This window comes from Dialister pneumosintes (assembly GCF_001717505.1).
In the GTDB taxonomy this organism is placed as follows: Bacteria; Bacillota; Negativicutes; order Veillonellales; family Dialisteraceae; genus Allisonella; species Allisonella pneumosinta.
The window spans coordinates 1,157,595-1,180,871 of sequence record NZ_CP017037.1 but is presented as its reverse complement, the minus strand read 5'-3'; the positions used below and the strand labels follow the sequence as shown (position 1 = coordinate 1,180,871).

Genomic DNA, 23,277 nt, shown 5'->3' with positions numbered 1-23,277 from the left:
AGAAAAAGATTGAGATTTTATCGAAAAAAAATTTTTAACCATTTCACTTTTTCACAAAATTTCACATATTTACACAAAATTTTATTCACTAATTCACAAGCAAGAAAGGGATTTACATGGATATTTTTTCGTTATGGTCGAAAGCATTAGAAGTTATCAAAGTGCAAGACCCTCAATACTACGAACCTATTACAAAAGGTATCTTTCCTAAAACTTGGGAACAAGGCATATTTACTATTATTTTAACTACTTCTGACCAACCTTGGATTTTAGGATGGTTTAAAGCAGTTTATCAAAAGAAATTGGAATCTATTATTACTTCCTTAATAGGACAACCTACAACGATTCAAGTCATTTCTGATGATAAAAAAGAAGAATGTATCGAGAAATCAGACTCTCCTATAAAAGAAAATACGACCTCAGCACCTTTTCCGGAAAAAACGACCGACTTTGTATCACAGGAAAAAGTACCTGACTTTATGAAAACTGTGACCTCCGGTGAATACAATCATGTACCTTTACCCAGTATTCATGACAAAATAAAAAATAAGTCCACTTTATCTTCGGATAATTTATTTGATAACCAAACAAAAGCAACGGAAAGTGAAATTTTAAGTGAACAAGTGACAATTGACCCACAATTTACTTTTGACACTTTTATACATGGACCGAGCAATGAATTAGCATTTAGAGCGGCTCGTTCTGTTGCCGAAGCAGCGGTACTTGGAAAAACGGATCGCCGAACGAATCCTCTTTTTATTTATGGACCGTCCGGACTTGGAAAAACGCACTTATTACATGCTATTTGTAATTATATTCATGAACAAGCACCTGCACTCAATGTTCTTTTTGTAACAAGTGAAACTTTTTTAAATCATTTAATTCGATCGATTGAAACCTCTTCTATGGAGCAATTTAGAAGACGTTATCGTCATGTCGATTATTTCTTAATGGACGATGTACAATTATTTTCAGGAAAAAATTCATCACAAGTAGAAGTATTTAATACTTTTAATGTCCTGTTTGATAATAAAAAACATATTATTTTAACCAGTGATCGTACACCTCAAGACATCGAAAAATTGGAAGATCGTATCAAAACACGTTTCTCCAGTGGACTCATTGCACCGATTGAACCTCCGGATTATGAAATGTGTTCCGTTATCTTACTGAAAAAAGCGGAAAATGACAATATACTTCTTCCGGAAGAAGTTGTTAATTATATTGCAGGGCATATTCATACCAATGTTCGTGAACTTAACGGAGCGTATAATAAGTTAGTAAGCAATGCTATATTAACAAAACAAGAAATCACATTAGAAAATACCAAAGAACTCTTACGTGATATTATTCCTTTCGATAAAAAGAAAGAATTAAATATGGATTTTATTACGGATGTAGTTTGTCAATATTACGGTATATCTAAGTCCAGTGTGTTATCCAAAAGTCGTCCAAAGAAAATAGTAACACCAAGACAAATGGCAATGTATTTCTGTAGACAGGAACTGAATGAATCTTATCCTAATATTCGTGACTTTTTTAAACGTAAAGATCATACCACTGTAATGTATGCTTGCGAGCGTGTCGATGAAGATTTAAAAACAAAACCTGCTATTAAAGAAGATTATGATAAAATTAAGAAGATATTAGAAAGTAGATAACCTACGATAAATACTGAATTTTTCAGATTTTTAAAATTTCTGCGTATAACTCTATGAAAAAGGCTGTTAATAAACTGTGATTAAATATATTTCATAAAAATCAGTGAATTAGGTGAAAATACAAAAAATCTGTTCACAAGATTTTCAACAAGTAAAAAAATAGTATTTATCGTTTATTCACTAATTTATTCACTTATTCACAGCCACCTACTACTATTACTACTATTTTTTAGAAAAAATCATTTACGGAGGAGCTACCATGAAAGTTAGATTTGATAAAAACATACTAAGTCATGCACTGGATATGGTTCAACGTGCAGCTCAAAATAAAATTACATCAAATACCAATAACGGTATTTTGATTATTGCTAAAGATAATAAAGTAACCTTACAAGCTAATGATTATACCATCGGTATAAAAACAACTTGTGATGCTATTGTAGAAGAAGAAGGAGACGTAGTTATTGCCTCTCCGCAAATGCCGGGAATGATTCGTTTATTACCGGGTAATGAAGTCATTATGGAAAACGATCATAGAGATACTCTATGTCATTTTAAAGCAGGTAGTGCACATTATCGTTTTCCTACTCGTTCTTATGATGATTTTCCTTTAGTAGAAGAAATGGATAGAGTCAATGTATGTAAATTACGTTGTTCTGATTTTATAGAAACTACTCGTTTAGTTTCTTATGCAGCAGCTGCAGAAAAGAATAATCCGGTATTTAACGGTATCTATTTTGAAATTAAAGGTAGTGTATTTGCTATGGCTGCTACCAATACTCATCGTTTAGCAACTAAAGATATGTCACTTACCATGCCGGCTACCTCAGAAGGTCGTATGATTGTTCCTTCCGGAATTTTATCTGATGTTTGCAAATTACTTCCTGTTGAAGAAGATGCGGAAGTGGAAGTTTCATGGGCAAAGAGTCATGCTGCTTTTACTTTTGGAAATACTTATTTTATTACCAATTTAATCAGTGGCCAATATCCGGATTATCATAGAGTTATTCCTTCCCGTTTTGATGTGGAAGCTGTGTTTAATTTAAAAGAATTATCGGATGCTATTCGTATGGTAAGTCCGATTTCAAGAGATGTAAGTTATAATACGGTTAATTTTAATTTTGACGATAATCAGGTAGAAATTTATGCAGAAGATTCTGATATCGGAGGTTCTAAAGTTTCAATTCCTGCTAAATTATCCGGTTTACTTCCTTTATCTATTATCTTTAATTGTTCTTATATTGAAGATATATTAAAACATTCTACGGGTGATACGATTACTTTACATTTGATGAATCGTGGACCGATGTTGGTAGAACAGGAAGAAGATAAAAATTATAAATATGTAGTAACTCCGATGAGAGGTAAATAATATGCATACATGGCCGATGAAAGGCGAATATATTCAGCTCGATCAATTATTAAAAAAATACGATATTATTGCTTCCGGTGGGCAAATCGGTGCTTTTTTAGAAATGCATGAAGTATTTTTAAATGGAAATAAAGTATGTGAAAAAAGAAAGAAAATCCGAGTAAATGATGTGTTAATGATTGATGGAGAAGAATATCAAATCGTTGGAGAATAAGGATGCAATGTACGTCTTGTCGATTGATTCAATTTCGTAATTTCATAGATAAAAGTATATTTCCTGATAAGAATTTAACGATTTTAACAGGAGTAAACGGTGCCGGAAAGACCAACGTTCTGGAAGCTATTTATATGGCTTCTATAGGACGTTCTTTTCGTACGCATCAAGAAATGGAATTAATAGGATTTCCTTTTGATGAATGTACAATTTTATTATATTTTATTGTGCGAGATATGGAGCATGAAATTAAAGTAAAATTATCTAAAAACAAAGGTAAAAAACTGTTTTTAAATGATAACCAAGTATCTCGTAAAGAATTGCTTGGTTTATTTCGCAGTGTTTTATTTACGCCGGATGAGATGAAACTTATCAAAGGAGTTCCTAAAGATAGAAGACGTTTTATAGATATGGAATTATCTCAAATTAATCCCCGTTATTATGAAGAACTCAGTCGATATAATCGGGCTGTTTCTCAGCGTAATGCTGCTTTTAGAAATGCAAAATATACAGGAAAAATGCCGGATGTGGATATGTGGGATATGCAAATTGCATTGGGAGCTTCTTATTTAGTAAAGAAACGATTGGAAGCTATTCGTAAGATGAATAAAACGGTTTTACAAATGCAATCGATTTTAACGAATGATAAAGAAGAATTACAGATTGTTTATAAGCAGTTTGCATCAGAAAAAATAGAAACGGATGTAGATTGGTATATTCATAAATTGGTACAAAATAGAGAAGAAGATTTCCGATTGGGGCATACTTCGATAGGTCCTCATCGAGATGATTTAATTTTTTTTCTCAATGGTAAAAATATAGATTCTTTTGGGTCACAAGGACAACAAAGGACGGCTATTTTAGCTATGAAATTAGCTGAAATACAATTTATAAAAGAAGAAACAGGAGCTTATCCTATCTTATTATTAGATGATGTGACAGGTGAATTGGATGAGCAACGAAGACAAGCTCTTTTGGGATATATAAAAGAACATCATGTGCAAACAATTATGACTACGGCAGTTTTGCCTACTGTTGATTATGGTGTGACTTATACTATAGAAAAGAGAGGTATAGGAGGTTCTGATGTCTTATCAAAGTAAAGGATTTTTTCAAAAAGCATCAGATATTTTATCCGAAAAGCATAGAAGATTTATGGAAAGCGATGGTTTTCAGTATTTTCTTTTTAGGCAAAAATGGATAGATTTTGTAGGAGAAGTTCTTGCGAAAGAATCCTATATTTCCGGTGCTACAGACTCTACTTTATATGTACAAGCTACTAATTCTGTATGGATTCATCAATTAACTATGATGAAAGAACAAATTTTAGCTAAGATACAACAAGATTCTTTTGGAAAACGTTTTAAAGATATACGTTTTCGTATAGGAACTAAAGAAACTAAAAATAAGCCTAAAAGCACAGTAGATAGTATTAATGCACGTCGTTTATTGGAAAAGAAAATATGCAGTACCGAATTATCAAAAGAAGAGAAAAAATGGATAGAAGAATGGGTTGCTGTGCATGTTTCACATGATTCCTTAGTTCCTATTTTTTCTCAGATGATGGAAGATACGTTAAAAAAAAGAAAAGGACAATTAAAAGAGGGATATCGTGCTTGTGTAAGTTGTGGAACTTTAATAGAACCTGAAAAAGTATGTTGTGATGCTTGTATACGAAAAACTTCTATAAAAAAAAGAAATCAAATTATTTCTTTATTAAAAAAATATACGCATTATGGATACGAAATGGTATCACATGTTATTCCTTGCTCTTATCGTGAATATGCAGAGGCACATGAATTTGTAGTATTGCAATGTGAAGAACAAATTTATAATCGAGTCGATATTATAAATAATAAAAGAAAATTATTATCTCTTCTCATACATAAACCGATGGAAGAAATCACAGAACAGGAAGCTCAGGAAAAATTTACACAACTTCGAGAAAAAAAGTGGTAAAAAAAAGACCGGTATTTACCGGTCTTTTTAGTTCATGTTGAAATCATTTCAAAAATAGTTTTAATAAAGAAAAGTGTAAGTACAATGATAATAATCGGTTTGACAGTACGAACACCACCCTTTTCAAAAGCTTTGGCTCCGAGCCAATTACCTAATATATTGAATGCACCGGCTATGAGTCCGAGCATCATATATACATTCCCATTGGCTAAAAATACAGCGAGTGCAGTGTAATTGGTAGTTAAATTAATGAATTTAGAAACACCGTTAGCAGTAGTCAGTTTCATATGAGCTAATCCGGTTAATAATAAAATAAGAAAGGTACCTGTACCCGGGCCGTAAAAACCATCATAAATACCTATAAGTAAGGAACAAATCATTGAAATAATAATGGTCTTTTTTTCTTCATATGGCACTGCTTCGGAAGAAAAAGAATTCCCTCTTAGTACATAAAAAGCAGTTAATGGAAGAATAAAAAGAATAATAATTTTAAATAGAGATTGATCTAATAAAAGTGCTAAATGAGAACCTGTGAAAGAGCCTAAAAAAGCACAAATCGTACAATATAAAGCGATTTTCCATGTAATATATCCATTTTTAGCATATTTATAAGTAGCTAAAGTTGTTCCCATGGAAGAAGATAGTTTATTGGTACCTATAACAGCATGCATGGGCATACCTGTCATCATAAAAGCAGGTATGGAAATAAGTCCGCCGCCACCGGCAACTGCATCGATAAATCCGGCTAAAAAAGTAAGAGGACAAACAATAAGATAGGAATAAAAAGATATATCCATAAAGACCTCATTTCTATGGTAAGTATTAAAGAATGGATTTATTATAGCAGAAAAATAAAGATGTAAAAATGGCTATTTATTATTTAGCCGGCAGACAGATAATGATACAATAAGAATATAGAAAAATGATGTTTTATCTAAAGAAAGGAGATTTTTATGAAAAAAATAGATGTTCATTTGCAAGATGATTCTTATTCTATTTTTATAGGTAGAAATTTTCTTTCTGGTATAGGTTCTTTAATAAAAAATAAATATTCATTTGATAAAGTTGCCATTGTTACTGATGATATTGTAGATTCTTTATATGGTGAAGTAGTAGAAAATTCGTTATTAAAAGAATATATTTCAGCTCGTCGTATTGTTATACCTCATGGAGAATGCAGCAAAAATTTAGACATGTTGAGATATATATATAATCAGTTAACGGATTTTGGTATAACTCGTAGTGATTTATTACTTACACTTTCCGGTGGTGTTATCGGAGATTTAGGTGGATTTGCTGCATCTACTTATCTACGTGGGATTCCTTTTATACAAGTACCTACTACTATTTTGGCACAGGTAGACAGTTCTGTGGGTGGAAAAGTAGCTATTGATTTAGATGGTGGAAAAAATTTAGCAGGCAGTTTTTATCAGCCGAAAGCAGTGTTTATAGATGTAGATGTTATAAAAACTTTGTCTGTACATTATTTTTATGATGGATTGGCAGAAGCTGTAAAATGTGGTTGTATTGGGGAACTTTCTTTATTTACTCTTTTTGAATCTATAAAAATGAAAGAAGATATAGAAAAAAATTTAGAAAATATAATAGAAAAGAGTTGTCAATATAAAGTTTCTATCGTAGAAAAAGATGAAAAAGAGTCAGGACTTCGTATGCTTTTAAATTTTGGACATACCTTAGCACATGCTTTAGAAAGTTTTAAAAATTATCAGGGAATTTCTCATGGAGAAGCGGTGTCTATCGGAATGAGCGTTATTACTGAAAATACAGAACGTATGGGACTTACAGAAAAAGGAACTGCAAAAAAAATAAAAGAAATACTTTCTCTTTTGCATCTTCCAATAAAAACATCTATTTCTATTGAAAAGTTAATGCCTTATATTATGCATGATAAAAAAATACGAGGAGATTTTATTACTTTAGTTATTTTAGAATCTATAGGAAATCCTAAACTTATAAGAGTACCTTTAGAACAGATATCTACATATCTTGCTACAGGAAGTTCCTTATGAATATAAAAATTACACCCTCTTTTTTACAAGGAAAGATAGAAATCCCTTCTTCTAAAAGTGAAGCACATCGTCTGTGTATCGGAGCTGCTTTAGCAGAAGGAACCAGTTACATAGAAAATATTACTCTTTCTAACGATATAGAAACTACCATGCATATTTTATCTGCATGGGGAGCTACTTTTTCTTGTATAGAAAAAAAGAACAATGGAAAATATATCTATAAAATACAAGGTGGTTTATCTACTAAAAAAGGAGTAGTAGAAGTAGATTGTATGGAATCAGGTTCTACACTTCGTTTTTGTATTCCGCTCGGTTTGTTTCTTAATAAAGAAATGAAATATGATAGACAGGGGCATCTTGCACAAAGACCTATATATCCTTATGTAGATTGTTTAAAAAAAGCAATCTTTCTTGAAGAAGAAAAGACTTTGCTTGTTAAAGGAAGTATAGTTCCTTCTGTTTATACATTACCTGGAAATAGCAGTTCTCAATTTTTTACTGGTCTTTTTATGGTATGTCCTCTTTTGGATGGAAATTCTATTATTAATATTATTCCTCCTTTAGAATCATCTTCTTATCTTGCTGTTACTAAACAATGTTTATCTTTATTTGGTATATCTATCAGTAAAGAAAATACATATACATATAAAATAGAAGGAAATCAGACATATAAAAATGGAAAATTTAGAATATCCGGAGATGATTCACAATCTACTTTTTGGATAGCGGCAGCTTCTCTTTATGGAGATATTAGTATACAAGGACTTTCTAAAAATTCTTTACAAGGCGATGCTGTTTTTCAAAAATTTATTTCTCAAATGAATGGAAAACTTTATTGGAATCAAGAAGAATTATGTATAAAAGAAACTCTTTTAACGGCGTATAATTTTGATGTATCGGATTGTCCGGATTTATTTCCTGTTTTAGCAGTAGTTTGTGCTTTATCAAAGGGAAAATCTATTATTAAGGGAGTATCCAGAGTACGTTTAAAAGAGTGTGATCGTGTGCATGCGATGACAGTGGAATTATCCAAAATAGGTGCTAAGATAAAAGAAAATGCAGAGGAAGTTATCATTGAAGGAGTTTCTTCTTTTTCGGGAGGTGTCGTTTCTTCATGGAATGATCACCGCATAGCTATGGCATTGGCAGTAGCTTCTTGTCGCTGTAAAAAAGAATTACTTATAGAGCAAGCCGAATGTGTTAATAAATCTTATCCTTTATTTTGGAAAGATTTTCAAAAGTTGGGCGGTTACATCAAAAAAGTATGAATGTTTCACGTGAAACATGGTAGGAGAATATATGGGTAATACATTAGGGAATGCATTTAAAGTCACTATATGGGGTGAATCTCATGGGAAAGCTATCGGTTGTGTTATAGATGGACTTCCTGCCGGTATTTCTTTAGAATGGGAAGAAATAAAGAAAGAAATAAAACGTCGCATTCCCGGTGTTTATTCGTATGTCAGTCATAGAAAAGAAATGGATTCTTTTGAAGTGCTGAGTGGATATTTTAATAATCACACTACAGGTACGCCTTTAACCGTTATTATAAAAAATGAAGATGCAGATTTTTCCTCTTATGAAAAAATAAAAGATAGTATGCGACCTGGACATGCCGATTATACGGGTTTTATAAAATATAAAGGATTTAATGATTATCGTGGCGGCGGACATTTTTCCGGACGTATAACAGCACCTCTTGTGTTTGCAGGAGCCATTGCCAGACAATTATTAAAGAAAAAAGGAATAAGCATATCCTCGCATATACAGCAGATAGGAGCTATATGTGATAAAAAATATAATCCTTTGGGAGAAAAACAAGATGTTTTAGATTGTTTATCAAAATCTTCTTTTCCTGTTTTAGATGCTGTCGTTGAAGAATCTATGAAAAAAGAAATAGAAAAAAAGATGCAAAATAAAGATTCTGTCGGTGGTATTGTAGAATGTATGGTACAGGGAGTACCTGTCGGTTTAGGAAATCCTTTTTTTGATTCGGTAGAAAGTGTATTGTCACATGCTTTATTTTCTATTCCTGCTGTTAAAGGAGTAGAATTTGGTGATGGTTTTGCTATGGCACAAGGTTATGGTTCTAACAAAAATGACATTATGCAAATTGGCGATGGAAAAATAAAGATGACATCCAATCATAATGGTGGAATTTTAGGTGGTATTACGAATGGTATGCCTCTTATTTTTAGAGTAGCAATAAAACCTACACCATCTATTGGTATTCCGCAATCAACTGTGAATATTAAAACAAAGGAAAATACAATGCTTACTATAGAAGGTCGTCATGATCCTTGTATTGTTCCTAGAGTTGTTCCTGTGGTAGAAAGTGTAGCAAGCATTGTTCTATTGGATATATATAAATTATCTCAGTTTGAATAAGAAAGTTAGATATGAAAGCAGCTTTAATTGGTGAAAAATTAGGACATAGTTATTCTAAATGGATTCATGAAATAAGTTTTGAAAAACAAGGAATTGTAGCTTCTTATGATTTACTGGAAATTTCTAAGGAAGATTTAAAAAATAAAGGAAAGTCTATTCTTTCTCTATATGATGGATATAATATAACGATTCCTTATAAAGTGGAAATTTTATCTCATATAGATGTTATATCCGAAGAAGCAAAGCGTATCGGTGCTGTGAATACCTTAGTAAAAAAAGGAAAACAATGGATGGGAAAAAACACCGATTATTTCGGTTTTTCTAAATTGTTAGAGTCTATAGATATTAATTTAAAAGATAAAGAAGCAGTAGTATTAGGTACAGGCGGTGCTTCTCGTGCGGTAATTACTTGTCTGGCTGATAAAGGTTGTTCTTCTATATATGTTGTGAGTCGATTTCCTTCATCTGTTGATGCATCAATGCTTTCTTTCTTGGAACAAGAAAAAGCTGTTCTTTGTGATTATAAAAAGTTATCATCTTTACAAGCGGAATTACTTGTTAATATTACACCTGTTGGTATGTTTCCTCATAATGAAAAAATGCCTATAGAATCAAAAATAATAGATTCTTTTAACGTAGTCATTGATATCATTTACAACCCTATAGAAACTACTTTGCTTTTAGAGGCTAAGAAACAAGGTAAAAAAACAGCTAACGGTCTTATGATGTTAATTTATCAAGCACTCAAAGCGGAAGAATACTGGTTAGGACGAGAAATAGAAGAAGAAAAATGTAAGGAAATTATAATATGCATAGAAAACCAATTACAAAAAATATATTCCTTATAGGTATGCCCGGTGCAGGTAAAAGTATGATTGGAAAAATTCTTTCTGAGAATCTTTTTTTACCTTTTTATGATGCAGATATTTATTTAGAGTCTTCTATAGGAAAATCAATATCTTCTTTGTTTATACAAGGAGAAGATATTTTTAGAGATATCGAAACGGAAATATTAAAAAAGTTAGTATTAAAAAAGGCTATTATTGCTACAGGAGGTGGTGTTATTGTAAGAAAAGAAAATAGGGAACTTTTAAAAAAAGAAGGTTTTGTATTTTTTATTGATAGAAAAATAGAAGATATAAAAAAAGATATTCAAAAAGAATATCGTCCTTTATTACGAAAAGGTGTATCTTTAGAATCTTTATATGAAGAACGATTCCCTTTATATAAAGAAGTAGCAGATTTTCACATTCTTAATAAAGGGAGAATCAGTGAGGTGATAGATGAAATACAAGAAAAAATAAAACAACTCCATATATTACAAAAAGTGTAAAGGAGAATCCGTATGGTAGATAAGCATATAGATGTAGATCGTTATAAAATAAAACAAAATGAAACGGTAAATTTACATAATATACCTACTTTTTGTGATATAGCTATTGAAAAAAACGAAGTTAAACAAGAATTATTTCCTGCTGTAATTCATGAAATGAAAAGTTGGCAAGAAAAATTATATGCAGAAAAGAAATACGGATTAACTTTTGTTTTACAAGCTATGGATGCGGCCGGTAAAGATAGTACGATAAATCATGTTTTTTCAGAATTAAATCCGAGCGGATTATTTGTAAAATCTTTTAAAGAACCTACTTCTTTAGAAAGTAGTCATGATTATTTATGGCGTATCCATAAAGCATTACCTGCTCGTGGTGAAATAGTTATATTTAATCGTTCACAATATGAAGAAGTGATAGTAACTCGTGTACATCAACTTTTAGAAAAAGAATCTTTCCCGACTTCTTTGATAACGAATCATATTTGGGAAGAACGATATGAACAAATTATGCATTGGGAAAAATATTTAGCACAGAATGGATTTCCCATGATTAAGATTTTTTTGCATGTGTCTAAAAAAGAACAAGAAAAACGTTTAATAGATCGTATTTCCAGACCGGAAAAGAATTGGAAATTTGCATTTTCTGATATTTTAGAACGAAAATATTGGAATAAATATCAAGAATATTATGAAGAATTATTATCTAAGACATCCACTTCTTATGCACCTTGGTATATTGTTCCGGCTGATGATAAGTGGTATACGCGTTATGTGGTTGCATGTATTGTAGTTAAAGAACTTAGAAAATTAAATCCTTCTTTTCCGACATTAGATTCACATGTAGAAGAACAATTAAAGCAATTAAAAACTTTACTGGAGCAGGGGCAAATTTATAAAGTTATGGAAGATTAAAAGATTTATTTCTTGTAGTAGGAATAGAAATAAATGAGTTATAAGTGTTAAAAGAATATTATATTAATATAGAATGTTTCACGTGAAACAAAATAATATTCTTTTATAAGGAGAGAAAATGAATCATATTACGAATGAACGTATATATTCTTCTTTGTATCAAGCCGATGGACGTGTGCTTGGTCGTATAAAAAGTGAAGTAAAAGTATCAAGACCCGGAGAAGGAAAGAAAGATTATCGCTTTTTTGTGGAAGCGTTATCACCTCTTCCGGAAGAATTTAAAGAAATGGAAGAAAAAGGTTTATATTTTACAGGTTTTATGAATCAGTTAGGATATGGATTTAATATGTTTGATTCTGAAGAAGAAGCCTCTAAAGTATTAGAAAAAAAGTATGGAAATTGTTTAATTACTTTTACACCTGTATTAAAAAATTTTAAATATTTTGTGATTACAGATATTGTAAAAGAATTTAAAAATTTTAAAGGTTCTTTGGAAGAAACTTATTATCCGGTTCCTGTATTCGGTGATGAAAAAAATCCGGTTTTTAATGGAGATATTCATAAATTTTGTATGCATGTATTGTCAGGAAAACCTCTTCCGGGGCTTTCTAAAAAACATTGGGTATCTCAAGTAGAGCCTCCTTTTGTTATTGCACATACAGGAAATTATGATAATCATGGAAAATATCGTTTTTTATATCTGACTCCTGCTCATAATAAAACTTTTAAAGAAGCACATATAGGAGAAGGCGGTGCTTATTTTGATATAGGAAATCATGAATTATCCTATGGATTTATTGATTTATCTGACAAAGAATATAATAAAGAAATTATTCGTTGTCATGAAGATCCTCTTTGGTTTATTCCTGAAAATCTCATTGAAAAAATACGTAAGCAAAGTAATCTTTGGTTATCCGATCAGAAAATAATACCCTGTTCTGTGAGTCATGACGGATTACAACATGTTAATAAAGATTCTTCGACATCTATGCCGATAGACATTCCTTCTCAAAAGATATTGGATGAAACTGTACAATTAATCATGGCAGAAACAACGAATGAAATAGGAGATGAAAAAGATTCTTTTACATCTAATAATACGGATGCTTTTTCTGAACAAGAATTTATTGCTCAATTTTTATCTTGTGTAGAGCAAAAAGGATTCTTATATGATAAGAAAGATTTATATAATTTCCACGTAGCAGCGAAATCATCAAAACTTTTGATTTTATCAGGAATGAGTGGTATCGGTAAATCTGCATTGGTTCGCTTGTATGGAGAAGCATTAGGACTTAGTGCATCACAAATGGCATTTTTACCGGTACGTCCGTCTTGGATGGATGATGGAGATATTTTAGGGTATTTGGATAAAAACAGCATGTTATATTATCCGTCAGATACGGGACTGGCAGAATTATTAGTCGAAGCGTCTAAACATCCGGAAAAGATGTATATGGTATGTTTTGATGAGATGAATTTAGCACGAGTAGAGCATTATTTTGCACAATTTATTTCCGTACTTGAAAAGAAAGACTCTCGCAAGATTCAGCTATATAATCCTTCTTTAGAAAATCGAGTACATAATAGCCATTTGTATCCCGCACAAATTTCTATCGGGGATAATGTGTTATTTATGGGAACAGTGAATATGGACGAATCGACCTATCATTTCTCTGACAAAGTATTAGATAGAGCGAACGTAATTACGCTGCATCAAAGGAAATTTGCAGATATGAAATCTTTTTGTCCTGTAAAAGATGGATTGTTTGTGCCTATATCAGCGGATGCGTATCGTAAATTTAGAGTCGAAAATAAAAAGGTACGTTTAAGTAATGAAGAACTTGAATTATTAGATGCTTTGAATGAAGCCTTACAGGAAAGTCGTGTATCCGGAGGTATCGGATATCGAGTAGCTTTTGATATTGACAGATATGTAGAAAATATTCCGTCTTTAAAAGATTTTACTCGAGGAGATGGACTGGATTTACAAATTGTGCAACGTATTTTAACAAAGGTAAGAGGAAGTCGTGAACAATTACAAACTTTGTTATCCATGACAGATGACGGTAAAGTCGGCGGTAAACTCATGGATTTATTTGCTACGTATAAAAATGTATCTTCTTTTACCGAATCTAAAAAAGTGCTTATGCGTAAAGCGAAAGAATTGAAATTATATGACTATACCATTTAAACTTTCATTTATAGCACGTAAAGACTATCCGTCAGGAGAGTGTATAGGAGTTTTTTCAGAAGATATTCGAGAAATTTTAGAAGGAGAAATAGAACCGGCTCTTGTTATTTCAGAAAATCAAGATATTTGGGTTCATTTTCAAGCTCCAGACGGTTTTTTCATGACTATGGACGGATTGGATGTTATTTCTCTTCCTTATAGTATCGATAGAGAAGGACAATCTTGGCTACCTCCCATGAAAGGAAACGAATATATTTCCCTTTTTCAAGGGCAAGATTTTCCTTTAGTTCCCGGTTATTATGTAATTACCATAGAGGGAAATGATAAGGTATGGTATGCCCTTATAGAAGTTACTCCTAAATTTTTAGGAAAACAAAATTGGCAAACTATGAAAGAGGAATTGACTAAAGAAATACGTCATCTTTCTTTCGACTTTATGAAACAACATATTCATATAGATAAAAATTTAGGTAATACATTAGGTATTGATAGCCAAATGCTACTTCGGTTTTATATTATCAATGATATGTTCCCTGTCGTGATGAAATCTTTAGAAGAATTACGACATACTGCCAATAGTCGTATTGTTTGGAAACAACGTTTTCTAAGTAAAGAAAAAGCAGATGCATCTATTCCTTCTCGTATACGCTATAACAAAGAAGTAGTGAATGCATCTTCTCGTAGAGTGCTTCATAAAGAAATTTCTTGGGATATTGCTGAAAATCGTTTTGCTAAGAATTTAATTACTAAACTGAAGAAAACCTTATTTATTTTTTTAGAACAATTGCACAAGAGTATTAAAAAGGCGGAACAAACACAACAAAAAAATCATTATTATGTGATGAATATATCCACGCAACAGACACAGCAAGGAATAGAAGAATTATACTCTTATTACAAGAGAACAAAACAGCTCTTAGAGATGATACGAACCATTACTGAATCGTCTTGGTTTGAAGAAACGAAAAATAATCCACCTAAAGAAATACCGATGGAAGTTTTTATGGATCCTCGCTATGCGGCTTTGTATCGATTGGATAAAAATTTACTATATCCTGAACAGAGTGTTTTTGTATCACCATTCTATTTATTGCAATGGAAACGAACGGATAAATTATATGAACTGTGGTGTTTTTTACAGTTTATTAAAGCATTATTGAAACAAGGATGGGTATTAGAAACGGCTTCTCATGTAGTACAAGAGCAAGGAAGATACCGTTTGCATAACTTAGAAGCCGGCACGGAAATTATCTTGAGAAGAAAGGATGAATTTGTACATCTTTGTTATGACAAAGGAATTCCTGATTCCGGAGAATACACAGATAGATTATCTAATCCTTTATATACTAATAATGCACATAGAACACCCGATTTTAGGATGGATTATTACTGTCAAAAACAATACTATGGTTCTTTAGTAGCCGATTTTAAATATCGTGATGTGTATCATTTATGGCAAGATAAAGAAAAAAGTAAAGAATTGCGAAGACAATTTAATGCGTATCATGACATGAATACCCGTTTTTATCGAAATTTAGATGAAAGAAATTCGCTCATGCATGCAAGACCGGTCAAAGAAGTATGGGCAATTTTTCCAAGAGAAATGGAAAGTTTGGAAGATACTGATTATAGCTTACGCTTTATTTCTTTACTTCCCGGTAGTCAAAATAATGAAGAATTGGCAGTACGTATAGAATCCTATATTGCATTATTAAAAAATTAATCAAAAGCTTTTAGTGGGAATACCTGCTAAAAGCTTTTTTGATACTTCATAAATATTTCTGCTACAAATACATAGCATGCTTGTGAATATCTCTGTGTATATTGTGAAAAACTGAAAAAGTAAGAAAATAAGCCTATTCTTCGTTAGTTAGTTCGTTGAAAAAATTTTCAAAAAAATAATTATTTATAAACTTTTTCAAAAGCCTATTGAAATTTAAAAAGATTCATCATATAATAAGTGGCACAACGACATATTGGTGGATGAAGTATGTGTGAGAAGGCTGGTGCCTGCCGAAGGAGTAACACTCTCAGGCGTTCCGAAAGGAATGAGTAGCGCATATGGACACACTCTGGAGAGTCTCTTAATGAGCGCCGAAGGTGTAAGGGTTAAATATTAATCCAAATCTCTCAGGCAAAAGGACAGAGAATAAACATACTTTTTTTAGAGTATGTTTTATACCGATTCCAGAAATTTGAACTGCGAATCGGATTTTTTATTTTTTCCTCTTTAGCAAGCAAATGATTGCTTCTTTATGTCGTATTTTAATTTCTGAAAGGGGAATTTTTTTATGAACGTGTTGGATGTATTAAATCAGATTGACAGTTTTGTGTGGGGACCGCCTCTATTAATCTTATTAGTAGGGACAGGTATTCTTCTCACCTATCGCCTTCGTTTATTGCAGATTTTTCAACTTAAAAAGGCATTATCTCTTATTTTCTCTGCAGAAAATAAAGGTTCCGGTGATATTGACAGCTTCAAAGCACTTTGTACAGCACTTGCTGCAACTGTAGGTACCGGTAATATTGTTGGGGTTGCTACCGCTATTAAAGCCGGTGGTCCGGGAGCTATTTTCTGGATGTGGATTGCTGCTTTCTTCGGTATGGCAACTAAGTATGCGGAAGGCTGTTTAGCAGTTAAATATCGTGAAGTCGATTCCAATGGAGAAATTTCCGGCGGACCTATGTACTACATTAAAAATGGTTTAGGCGAAAAATGGAAGCCGTTAGCATTCCTTTTCTCCTTCTGTGGGGTACTGGTAGCTTATTTCGGTATCGGTACTTTTGCACAAGTAAATTCCATTATCGATATATCCAACATTACTTTCGGCGTAAGCCCTTACATTGTAGGTGGTATTGTAACAGCTCTTGTTGCTGCTATTACTTTAGGTGGATTACAGTCTATTGCTAAAACAGCGGAAAAGATTGTACCGACTATGGCAGTTGTATACTTTATTGTAACTGTTACCATCTTAGTACTCTCTTGGGATAAGATTCCGGCAGCTATCATGATGGTTCTTGAATCTGCCTTTACACCTACGGCAGCTATGGGAGGTTTCTTAGGTGCCAGTGTTATCGTAGCTATGCGTAACGGTATTGCACGTGGTGTATTCTCCAATGAATCCGGTTTAGGATCTGCTCCTATCGTAGCGGCGGCAGCTAAAACTAAGTGGCCTGCGGAACAGGGACTTATTTCTATGACAGGTACTTTCATTGATACCATTATCATTTGTACTTTGACAGGTCTTACCATTATCGTTTCCGGTGAATGGATGGGAAATCTTAACGGTGCTGCTTTAACCAATGCAGCTTTCGGTAGCGTATTCCCGACCATTGGAAGCTATTTACTTTGTATCTGCCTTGCTCTCTTTGCTTTCACCACCATTCTTGGATGGAACTATTACGGTGAACGTTGCATTATCTACTTGGCAGGTGTAAAAGCAGTACTTCCTTACCGTATCGTATTCATTCTTCTTATTGCTTCTGCCGCTTTCTTAAAGTTAGAAGTGATTTGGGTATTGGCCGATATCGTAAATGGTCTTATGGCAATTCCAAACCTCATTGCACTTATCGGACTCTCCGGTGTGGTGGTAGCGGAAACAAAGAGATATAATGAGTATCTAAAAGCAGAAAAAGTAAATAAAGCTGGAAAATAAGTAAAAACAAAAAAATCCACCTATATTAGGTGGATTTTTACTTGCTGAAAATTTAAAATTTTGTTTTTTAAGGAATATTCAATATTATAGAATTCAATAGTAAGGAAGAAATTTTATGAAAATAGTAAGTTGGAATTGTAATGGTGCTTTTCGTAAAAAGTATTCTATTTTGTTTGAAAAAATACCTGCCGATATTTATGTTATTCAAGAATGTGAAAATCCGGAGAAGATTTCAAATAATAAAGATAAAGAATTTTTGACAAGTTTTAATTATCGTTGGATTGGAGAAAATAAAAATAAAGGATTAGCCGTATTTTCAAAAATATCCATTGATTTTGAAGAACAAAATAGTTACTATTTACGATATTTTATTCCTTTTAAAGTAAATACAAAGAGATGTTATGCGATTTGGGCGATGAACCCTTATATAGAAGAAATGGTGGTTTATTTTTCCATATATAAGCATTTATTAAATGAAAAATCTATTATTATTGGAGATTTTAATAGTAATGTTATATGGGATACAAAGCATAATATTCGAAATCATACAACATTCAATACTATGTTAAAAAAAGTAAATTTGGAGTCTGCCTTTCATGTATTAAATAAAATTGCATATGGTAAAGAAAATACTCCTACTCTCTATATGTATAGAAATTTAGAAAAAGGTTATTATATCGATTATGCATATAGCAGCCCAAAGTATATGAAAACTTTTATAATAGGTTCACCTGATGAGTGGCTCACTTATAGTGATCATATGCCTATTTTATTTGAAACTATTAGTAGATAGGGAGATTCTATATGAGTAATGGAAAAAATTTTAATCTCTTTTTAATGGATGGAGATGTTACCGGAAGAATTAAGTGTACGTTGTCTAATTGGACAGGACTTGCTTATAAGATACCTCGCTCACATTTAGATAAATGTAAAGAAAGACAAGATTTAAAACAAAGTGGAGTTTATTTTCTATTTGGAAGAAATGATAATAATGAAGAGGTTGTATATGTAGGACAAGCAGGTATTCGCAAAAATGGAGAGGGTGTTCTTTTTAGAGTGACAGAGCATTTAAAAGATAAAGAATATTTTAGTGATGCAGTTATTCTAACTACTCAAAATAATTCATTTGGTCCAACAGAAATTAGTTATCTTGAAAATAAATTTACTAATTTAGCACGAGAAATAGAGCGTTTTAAAGTGAGAAATGAAAATGAACCGAATGCAGGAAATGTTACAGAGGAAAAAGAATCTGAATTAGAAGATTTTGTTGTTTATTCTAAAATGGTATTAGGTGTTTTAGGATATAAAATATTTGTACCTTTGATAAAAACAGAAAAAGATAATAATATAGTAGAAAATACAGCAGAAACTTTACTTTATTTACATAGTAAAAGTAAGAAATCAAATAGGACTATTAAAGCTACTTGTAAACGTACAAATGAAGGGTTCGTTGTACTTAAAGGAAGTATGATTGAAGAAATAGATTATTTTTCTATACCTACAACTCTTAAAGAGAAAAGGGCTAATTGTAAAAAAAGAAAAGATATTGTAGATGGAAAGTTATATAAAAATATGCTTTTTGATAGTCCTTCTTATGCGTCTATGTTTGTTTTAGGGCGGAGTTCTAATGGACGAACGGATTGGAAAACGAAGGATGGGATGACTCTTAGTGCATTAGAGGAGAAAGAAATATAATTTTTAGATAGCTATTGCAAGGATGTAAGGTAGGTCATATAATAATCTCATAACTATATAAGTGTGGTTGATGCATACAGAAAAAGGATTTATTTTTAAATCTGCCGAAGGAGTAACACTATCAGGCGTCTTAGACACGAAACTGTATGCGGACACAACTCTGGAGAGTCTCGTTAAATCGAGCGCCGAAGGTGCAAGGAAGTATTTCCGAATCTCTCAGGCAAAAGGACAGGGGGTCGTCATAGTAATACTATGAGTGTATTTCTCTATTCTGAAATAGTGCCGACCCCCCATACCGGTGGTCGGCTTTTTAGTTATTTATTTTATATAAATTTAAATCTATCGATGTGTTTTAGTAATAATAGATATCGAATATACTATATTTAGATTTATGAAAAATAAAATTGCAATACATAAAAAATGAATGTATAATACATTCAAAAATATAGGTGGATGAAGTATGCAGAAAAAGATTTTTCTTTTTAAAGAGTACTCTTAAAGAAAAATCTGCCGAAGGAGTAACACTATCAGGCGTCTTGGACACGAAACTGTATATGGACACAACTCTGGAGAGTCTCGTTAAATCGAGCGCCGAAGGTGTAAAGGTTACATAGTAACCCCGATCTCTCAGGCAAAAGGACAGGGCGGCTCATTGAGAAATCAATGAAAAATTTTTAGATTTCTAGCGTCTGCAGGGCTAGCTATTTTTAGATTTTTTGCCGCCTCTGTCATATCGACAGGGGCGATTTTATTTTTACAATTGGTTATGGAGGGATAGAAGAATATGTTATTAGAAATATTAAATCAAATTGATAGCATGGTCTGGGGGCCATGGTTACTTATCTTACTTCTTGGGACGGGGATACTTTTTACCCTCCGTTTAGGATTTATTCAAATTGCTAAATTACCGCTTGCGCTGCGTCTTATTTTTTCTGCTCGCAATCGTGGAGATGGAGATATTGACAGTTTTAAAGCACTTTGCACGGCACTTGCAGCAACCGTAGGTACCGGTAACATTGTCGGAGTGGCTACGGCTATTAAAGCCGGTGGTCCGGGTGCTTTATTTTGGATGTGGATGGCGGCTTTCTTCGGAATGGCTACTAAGTATGCAGAAGGTTGTTTAGCCGTTCGTTATCGTGAAGTCGACTCTAATGGAGAAATTTCCGGTGGACCTATGTATTATATCGAAAAGGGACTTGGAGAGAAGTGGAAACCTTTAGCAATTCTCTTTGCCGTATTCGGTGTGCTTACCGCTTGTTTAGGAAGTGGTACGTATACGCAAGCTAATGCCATTATGTCCAGCTTGGAAGTCAGCTTCGGAATAGCTCCGCTTATGACAGATGTTGTTTTAACTATATTAGTCGGGATTATCATTTTAGGTGGGTTGCAGTCCATTGCTAAGGCGGCAGAAAAAATCGTTCCGGCAATGGCGGTCGTTTATATCGTGGCAGTTATCAGTTTATTAATTATTAATAGAGAGCAGCTACCTATGGCGATAGAACTGGTATTTGTGAATGCTTTTACTCCTACGGCAGCGATGGGAGGTTTCTTAGGTGCCAGTGTTATGAAAGGTATTCAGAGCGGTATCGCACGTGGTATTTTCTCTAATGAATCAGGTCTTGGATCCGCTCCTATTGTAGCGGCAGCGGCAAAGACTAAATGGCCGGCAGAACAAGGTCTTATTTCTATGACGGGAACTTTTATTGATACGATTATTATTTGTACGATGACCGGACTTGCTGTTATTTCTTCCGGATTATGGACAACAGAGCTTAATGGTGCAGTGCTTACGAATGGAGCTTTTTCACAAGCATTTCCCCTATTCGGAGACTATTTAATTACGATTGCATTGGTTCTATTTGCTTTTACCACCATTTTAGGTTGGAGCTACTATGGTGAACGTTGTGCCGTATATCTTTTCGGTACCAAAGTTATTAAACCTTACCGTTTAGTATTTATTGCTATTATTGCTACCGCTGCTTTCTTAAAATTGGAAGAAATTTGGGCATTGGCAGATATTGTAAACGGTCTTATGGCATTTCCGAACTTAGTAGCACTTCTTTTATTATCAGGTACGGTAGTATCAGAAAGTAAACGTTATATGAACTACTTGAAAGAAAGAAGTAGAAGACTTTCCAGTTATAAAAACATCAACAATAAAATTTAAAAACTTTTTCTAAAAAATTATTCTTTATCCTAAAAAGGAATCCGATATTCGGGTTCCTTTTTCTATAGAATGTTTTGCATAAAATGTGTTTAAAGTATACGCCGCATCACAAACTATTATTTATTAGATAAAAAATTAAAGTTTTACATAAAGATGAAATTTTGGGACTTACATAGAAAGCGATAATAGAGTTGTTTACTATTGATAGAAGTTCTATCACTCGACATAAGAAAATATATCAAACAAAAAAAGAATCTATTTATTAGGTTCTTTTTTATTATTTATTAAAAATTAATATAAATTTGTTTAAAAATTAATGTAAAAGCTATTGTATTTTATCTCAATATCGAATATGATAGATATACATATGAGAATCAGTCTCATAATTTATTAAAGAAAGGAGATTGTATGCAAGGCGATTGGAATATTTTACTTATAGGATCTGTATTCTTGGCAGGGATATTTTCATTTTTTTCACCCTGCGTATTTCCCCTACTCCCCGTTTATATGGGAGAATTATTAGGTAATTTTGGTCAAGAATCGACAGCGAATACTCCTAAGAAAAGTTATCTGGAACCGTTTATTAAAACTTTAGCTTTTGTTTCCGGTATCTCGATGGTGTTTTTTATGTTGGGATTCGGTGCAGGTGCTTTAGGACATATTTTATATCATCCGTATGTAGCGTATGTGATGGGATTCTTTGCTATCCTTTTAGGACTTCATCAAATGGAAGTCATTAATTTTTCTATGCTCCAAAGGCAAAAGTCTGTTAATTTTAATAAAAAGCGTGTAGGAGGAATCTTAGGTGCTTTTTTATTAGGGCTGACATTTAGTTTTGGATGGACACCCTGTATCGGTCCGGTGCTCGGATCTTTATTGGCTGTCGTTATCTCCGGTGGTAGCAGTGCTTGGTATGGCGGTTTTCTTATGGTTATATACTCCGCCGGGCTTTCCATACCTTTTCTTTTGTTAGCGGTGACATCTTCCTGGGTTATGGAGCGTGCCGGCTTTATTAAAAGACATTTAATATTGCTAAAAAAAATAGGTGGATTGCTGATTGTATTCATGGGCATCTTGTTATGGCTTGGACAATTTAATGTATTATCAGGTATATTCTTATAAAAATAAAGGAGAAATCATGAATTATAAAAAAATAGGAGTAAGTGTTCTCGGTTTAGCAATAGCAACGACTTTATTGACCGGTTGTTGCAACCAGTGTGGACAACATACGATGGAAGCAGGCGTAACTCCGGTAGCTGCCAGCGGACAGATTATGGAAGATTTTACCTTACAAGATATAGATGGAAAGGTACATCATTTATCTGATTATAAAGGTAAAAAAGTATATATTAAGTTTTGGGCATCTTGGTGTTCTATTTGTGTAAAGACGTTAGCAGAAACAGATAGACTGGCTGCAGATATGGATAAAGATTTTGTCGTATTATCTGTTGTTGCACCGAATGTAGGTGGTGAAATGTCCAAAGATAAATTTATTGAATGGTTTAAAGGACAAGGTTATACCAGTTTACCGGTGCTTCTTGATGAAGGCGGAAAAGTAACTAAGCAATATGGTATCTATGCTTACCCGACGGGGGTATTGATTGATACGGAAGGGAAAGTCCAATCAATTATTCCGGGGCATTTACCTAAGGAAGCACTTCAAAAAGAAATGGCAAAATTATCTTAATAAAATATAATC

20 protein-coding genes and 3 riboswitches are annotated in these 23,277 nt (G+C 32.8%); of the genes, 19 read left to right on the top strand and 1 reads right to left on the bottom strand.

Annotated elements, in window-relative coordinates; all coding sequences use genetic code 11:
• The first annotated feature begins 116 nt into the window (after nt 1–116).
• The 5 genes from dnaA (at nt 117) to BCB69_RS05755 (ending at nt 5,206) form a co-directional block, all read left to right on the top strand.
• Nucleotides 117–1,661, top strand: a complete 1,545-nt coding sequence (gene dnaA, locus BCB69_RS05775) for a chromosomal replication initiator protein DnaA (protein ID WP_069177279.1) — start codon at nt 117–119, stop codon at nt 1,659–1,661.
• 259 nt (nt 1,662–1,920) lie between these two features.
• Nucleotides 1,921–3,033 carry a DNA polymerase III subunit beta gene (gene dnaN / locus BCB69_RS05770; RefSeq protein WP_022513783.1) on the top strand — a complete coding sequence of 371 codons (1,113 nt, stop codon included), beginning with the start codon at nt 1,921–1,923 and terminating at the stop codon, nt 3,031–3,033.
• 1 nt (nt 3,034) lies between these two features.
• Nucleotides 3,035–3,247 carry an RNA-binding S4 domain-containing protein gene (locus BCB69_RS05765; RefSeq protein ID WP_022513784.1) on the top strand — a complete coding sequence of 71 codons (213 nt, stop codon included), beginning with the start codon at nt 3,035–3,037 and terminating at the stop codon, nt 3,245–3,247.
• 2 nt (nt 3,248–3,249) lie between these two features.
• A complete protein-coding gene (gene recF, locus BCB69_RS05760; RefSeq protein ID WP_069177278.1) occupies nt 3,250–4,350 on the top strand; it encodes a DNA replication/repair protein RecF in 1,101 nt (366 codons plus the stop codon).
• On the top strand, nt 4,334–5,206 hold the full coding sequence (locus BCB69_RS05755; protein ID WP_069177277.1) for a DciA family protein: 873 nt from the start codon (nt 4,334–4,336) through the stop codon (nt 5,204–5,206). The genes recF and BCB69_RS05755 overlap by 17 nt, the downstream gene beginning before the upstream one ends.
• Before the next feature lie 32 nt (nt 5,207–5,238).
• On the opposite strand, the gene BCB69_RS05750 is transcribed toward BCB69_RS05755, so the two are convergent.
• A complete protein-coding gene (locus tag BCB69_RS05750) occupies nt 5,239–6,003 on the bottom strand; it encodes a sulfite exporter TauE/SafE family protein (RefSeq protein WP_069177276.1) in 765 nt (254 codons plus the stop codon).
• A 156-nt stretch (nt 6,004–6,159) separates the two neighbouring features.
• On the opposite strand from BCB69_RS05750, the gene aroB reads away from it, so the two are divergent.
• The 14 genes from aroB (at nt 6,160) to BCB69_RS05680 (ending at nt 23,265) form a co-directional block, all read left to right on the top strand.
• Entirely contained in the window at nt 6,160–7,236 is a 1,077-nt protein-coding gene (gene aroB / locus BCB69_RS05745; RefSeq protein WP_069177275.1) for a 3-dehydroquinate synthase, read from the top strand.
• Nucleotides 7,233–8,504: a 3-phosphoshikimate 1-carboxyvinyltransferase gene (gene aroA / locus BCB69_RS05740; RefSeq protein WP_069177274.1), complete on the top strand. Its 1,272-nt coding sequence runs from the start codon at nt 7,233–7,235 to the stop codon at nt 8,502–8,504. The genes aroB and aroA overlap by 4 nt, the downstream gene beginning before the upstream one ends.
• 31 nt (nt 8,505–8,535) lie before the next feature.
• Complete coding sequence (aroC, locus tag BCB69_RS05735; protein ID WP_069177273.1) at nt 8,536–9,624, top strand: chorismate synthase; 1,089 nt, start codon at nt 8,536–8,538, stop codon at nt 9,622–9,624.
• An 11-nt stretch (nt 9,625–9,635) separates the two neighbouring features.
• Nucleotides 9,636–10,472, top strand: a complete 837-nt coding sequence (locus BCB69_RS05730; RefSeq protein WP_069177272.1) for a shikimate dehydrogenase family protein — start codon at nt 9,636–9,638, stop codon at nt 10,470–10,472.
• Nucleotides 10,433–10,957, top strand: coding sequence for a shikimate kinase (locus BCB69_RS05725; protein WP_069177271.1), 525 nt, complete (start codon nt 10,433–10,435; stop codon nt 10,955–10,957). Before BCB69_RS05730 ends, BCB69_RS05725 begins: the two co-directional genes overlap by 40 nt.
• Before the next feature lie 12 nt (nt 10,958–10,969).
• Nucleotides 10,970–11,869, top strand: a complete 900-nt coding sequence (locus tag BCB69_RS05720) for a PPK2 family polyphosphate kinase (protein ID WP_236887184.1) — start codon at nt 10,970–10,972, stop codon at nt 11,867–11,869.
• Nucleotides 11,870–11,987: 118 nt separating this feature from the next.
• Nucleotides 11,988–14,060, top strand: coding sequence for an McrB family protein (locus BCB69_RS05715; RefSeq protein ID WP_069177270.1), 2,073 nt, complete (start codon nt 11,988–11,990; stop codon nt 14,058–14,060).
• A complete protein-coding gene (locus BCB69_RS05710) occupies nt 14,044–15,783 on the top strand; it encodes a DUF2357 domain-containing protein (RefSeq protein WP_069177269.1) in 1,740 nt (579 codons plus the stop codon). The genes BCB69_RS05715 and BCB69_RS05710 overlap by 17 nt, the downstream gene beginning before the upstream one ends.
• A gap of 339 nt (nt 15,784–16,122) precedes the next feature.
• Nucleotides 16,123–16,216, top strand: a riboswitch (glycine riboswitch).
• Nucleotides 16,217–16,351: 135 nt separating this feature from the next.
• Nucleotides 16,352–17,716, top strand: a complete 1,365-nt coding sequence (locus BCB69_RS05705; protein WP_173644815.1) for an alanine/glycine:cation symporter family protein — start codon at nt 16,352–16,354, stop codon at nt 17,714–17,716.
• A 115-nt stretch (nt 17,717–17,831) separates the two neighbouring features.
• Nucleotides 17,832–18,509 (top strand): endonuclease/exonuclease/phosphatase family protein, encoded by a 678-nt coding sequence (locus BCB69_RS05700; RefSeq protein WP_022513796.1) that lies wholly within the window; start codon nt 17,832–17,834, stop codon nt 18,507–18,509.
• A gap of 11 nt (nt 18,510–18,520) precedes the next feature.
• A complete protein-coding gene (locus tag BCB69_RS05695; RefSeq protein WP_022513797.1) occupies nt 18,521–19,411 on the top strand; it encodes a GIY-YIG nuclease family protein in 891 nt (296 codons plus the stop codon).
• Between the two features lie 150 nt (nt 19,412–19,561).
• A riboswitch (glycine riboswitch) is annotated at nt 19,562–19,653 on the top strand.
• A gap of 314 nt (nt 19,654–19,967) precedes the next feature.
• Nucleotides 19,968–20,064, top strand: a riboswitch (glycine riboswitch).
• 131 nt (nt 20,065–20,195) lie between these two features.
• On the top strand, nt 20,196–21,578 hold the full coding sequence (locus BCB69_RS05690; RefSeq protein ID WP_069177268.1) for an alanine/glycine:cation symporter family protein: 1,383 nt from the start codon (nt 20,196–20,198) through the stop codon (nt 21,576–21,578).
• A 408-nt stretch (nt 21,579–21,986) separates the two neighbouring features.
• Nucleotides 21,987–22,700 carry a thiol-disulfide oxidoreductase-associated membrane protein CcdA2 gene (gene ccdA2 / locus BCB69_RS05685; RefSeq protein WP_022513537.1) on the top strand — a complete coding sequence of 238 codons (714 nt, stop codon included), beginning with the start codon at nt 21,987–21,989 and terminating at the stop codon, nt 22,698–22,700.
• 16 nt (nt 22,701–22,716) lie between these two features.
• Nucleotides 22,717–23,265, top strand: a complete 549-nt coding sequence (locus tag BCB69_RS05680; RefSeq protein ID WP_083990067.1) for a TlpA family protein disulfide reductase — start codon at nt 22,717–22,719, stop codon at nt 23,263–23,265.
• Nucleotides 23,266–23,277 lie beyond the last annotated feature (12 nt).

What these genes read in the sequence shown, in the direction of transcription:
- dnaA (WP_069177279.1), top strand. Translation starts at nt 117, where the DNA reads ATGGATATTTTTTCGTTATGGTCGAAAGCATTAGAAGTTATCAAAGTG.
- BCB69_RS05725 (WP_069177271.1), top strand. Translation starts at nt 10,433, where the DNA reads ATGCATAGAAAACCAATTACAAAAAATATATTCCTTATAGGTATGCCC.
- BCB69_RS05700 (WP_022513796.1), top strand. Translation starts at nt 17,832, where the DNA reads ATGAAAATAGTAAGTTGGAATTGTAATGGTGCTTTTCGTAAAAAGTAT.
- recF (WP_069177278.1), top strand. Translation starts at nt 3,250, where the DNA reads ATGCAATGTACGTCTTGTCGATTGATTCAATTTCGTAATTTCATAGAT.
- ccdA2 (WP_022513537.1), top strand. Translation starts at nt 21,987, where the DNA reads ATGCAAGGCGATTGGAATATTTTACTTATAGGATCTGTATTCTTGGCA.
- BCB69_RS05690 (WP_069177268.1), top strand. Translation starts at nt 20,196, where the DNA reads ATGTTATTAGAAATATTAAATCAAATTGATAGCATGGTCTGGGGGCCA.
- dnaN (WP_022513783.1), top strand. Translation starts at nt 1,921, where the DNA reads ATGAAAGTTAGATTTGATAAAAACATACTAAGTCATGCACTGGATATG.
- BCB69_RS05705 (WP_173644815.1), top strand. Translation starts at nt 16,352, where the DNA reads ATGAACGTGTTGGATGTATTAAATCAGATTGACAGTTTTGTGTGGGGA.
- aroC (WP_069177273.1), top strand. Translation starts at nt 8,536, where the DNA reads ATGGGTAATACATTAGGGAATGCATTTAAAGTCACTATATGGGGTGAA.
- BCB69_RS05750 (WP_069177276.1), bottom strand. Translation starts at nt 6,003, where the DNA reads ATGGATATATCTTTTTATTCCTATCTTATTGTTTGTCCTCTTACTTTT.
- BCB69_RS05715 (WP_069177270.1), top strand. Translation starts at nt 11,988, where the DNA reads ATGAATCATATTACGAATGAACGTATATATTCTTCTTTGTATCAAGCC.
- BCB69_RS05710 (WP_069177269.1), top strand. Translation starts at nt 14,044, where the DNA reads ATGACTATACCATTTAAACTTTCATTTATAGCACGTAAAGACTATCCG.
- aroA (WP_069177274.1), top strand. Translation starts at nt 7,233, where the DNA reads ATGAATATAAAAATTACACCCTCTTTTTTACAAGGAAAGATAGAAATC.
- BCB69_RS05755 (WP_069177277.1), top strand. Translation starts at nt 4,334, where the DNA reads ATGTCTTATCAAAGTAAAGGATTTTTTCAAAAAGCATCAGATATTTTA.
- BCB69_RS05680 (WP_083990067.1), top strand. Translation starts at nt 22,717, where the DNA reads ATGAATTATAAAAAAATAGGAGTAAGTGTTCTCGGTTTAGCAATAGCA.
- BCB69_RS05730 (WP_069177272.1), top strand. Translation starts at nt 9,636, where the DNA reads ATGAAAGCAGCTTTAATTGGTGAAAAATTAGGACATAGTTATTCTAAA.
- aroB (WP_069177275.1), top strand. Translation starts at nt 6,160, where the DNA reads ATGAAAAAAATAGATGTTCATTTGCAAGATGATTCTTATTCTATTTTT.
- BCB69_RS05765 (WP_022513784.1), top strand. Translation starts at nt 3,035, where the DNA reads ATGCATACATGGCCGATGAAAGGCGAATATATTCAGCTCGATCAATTA.
- BCB69_RS05695 (WP_022513797.1), top strand. Translation starts at nt 18,521, where the DNA reads ATGAGTAATGGAAAAAATTTTAATCTCTTTTTAATGGATGGAGATGTT.
- BCB69_RS05720 (WP_236887184.1), top strand. Translation starts at nt 10,970, where the DNA reads ATGGTAGATAAGCATATAGATGTAGATCGTTATAAAATAAAACAAAAT.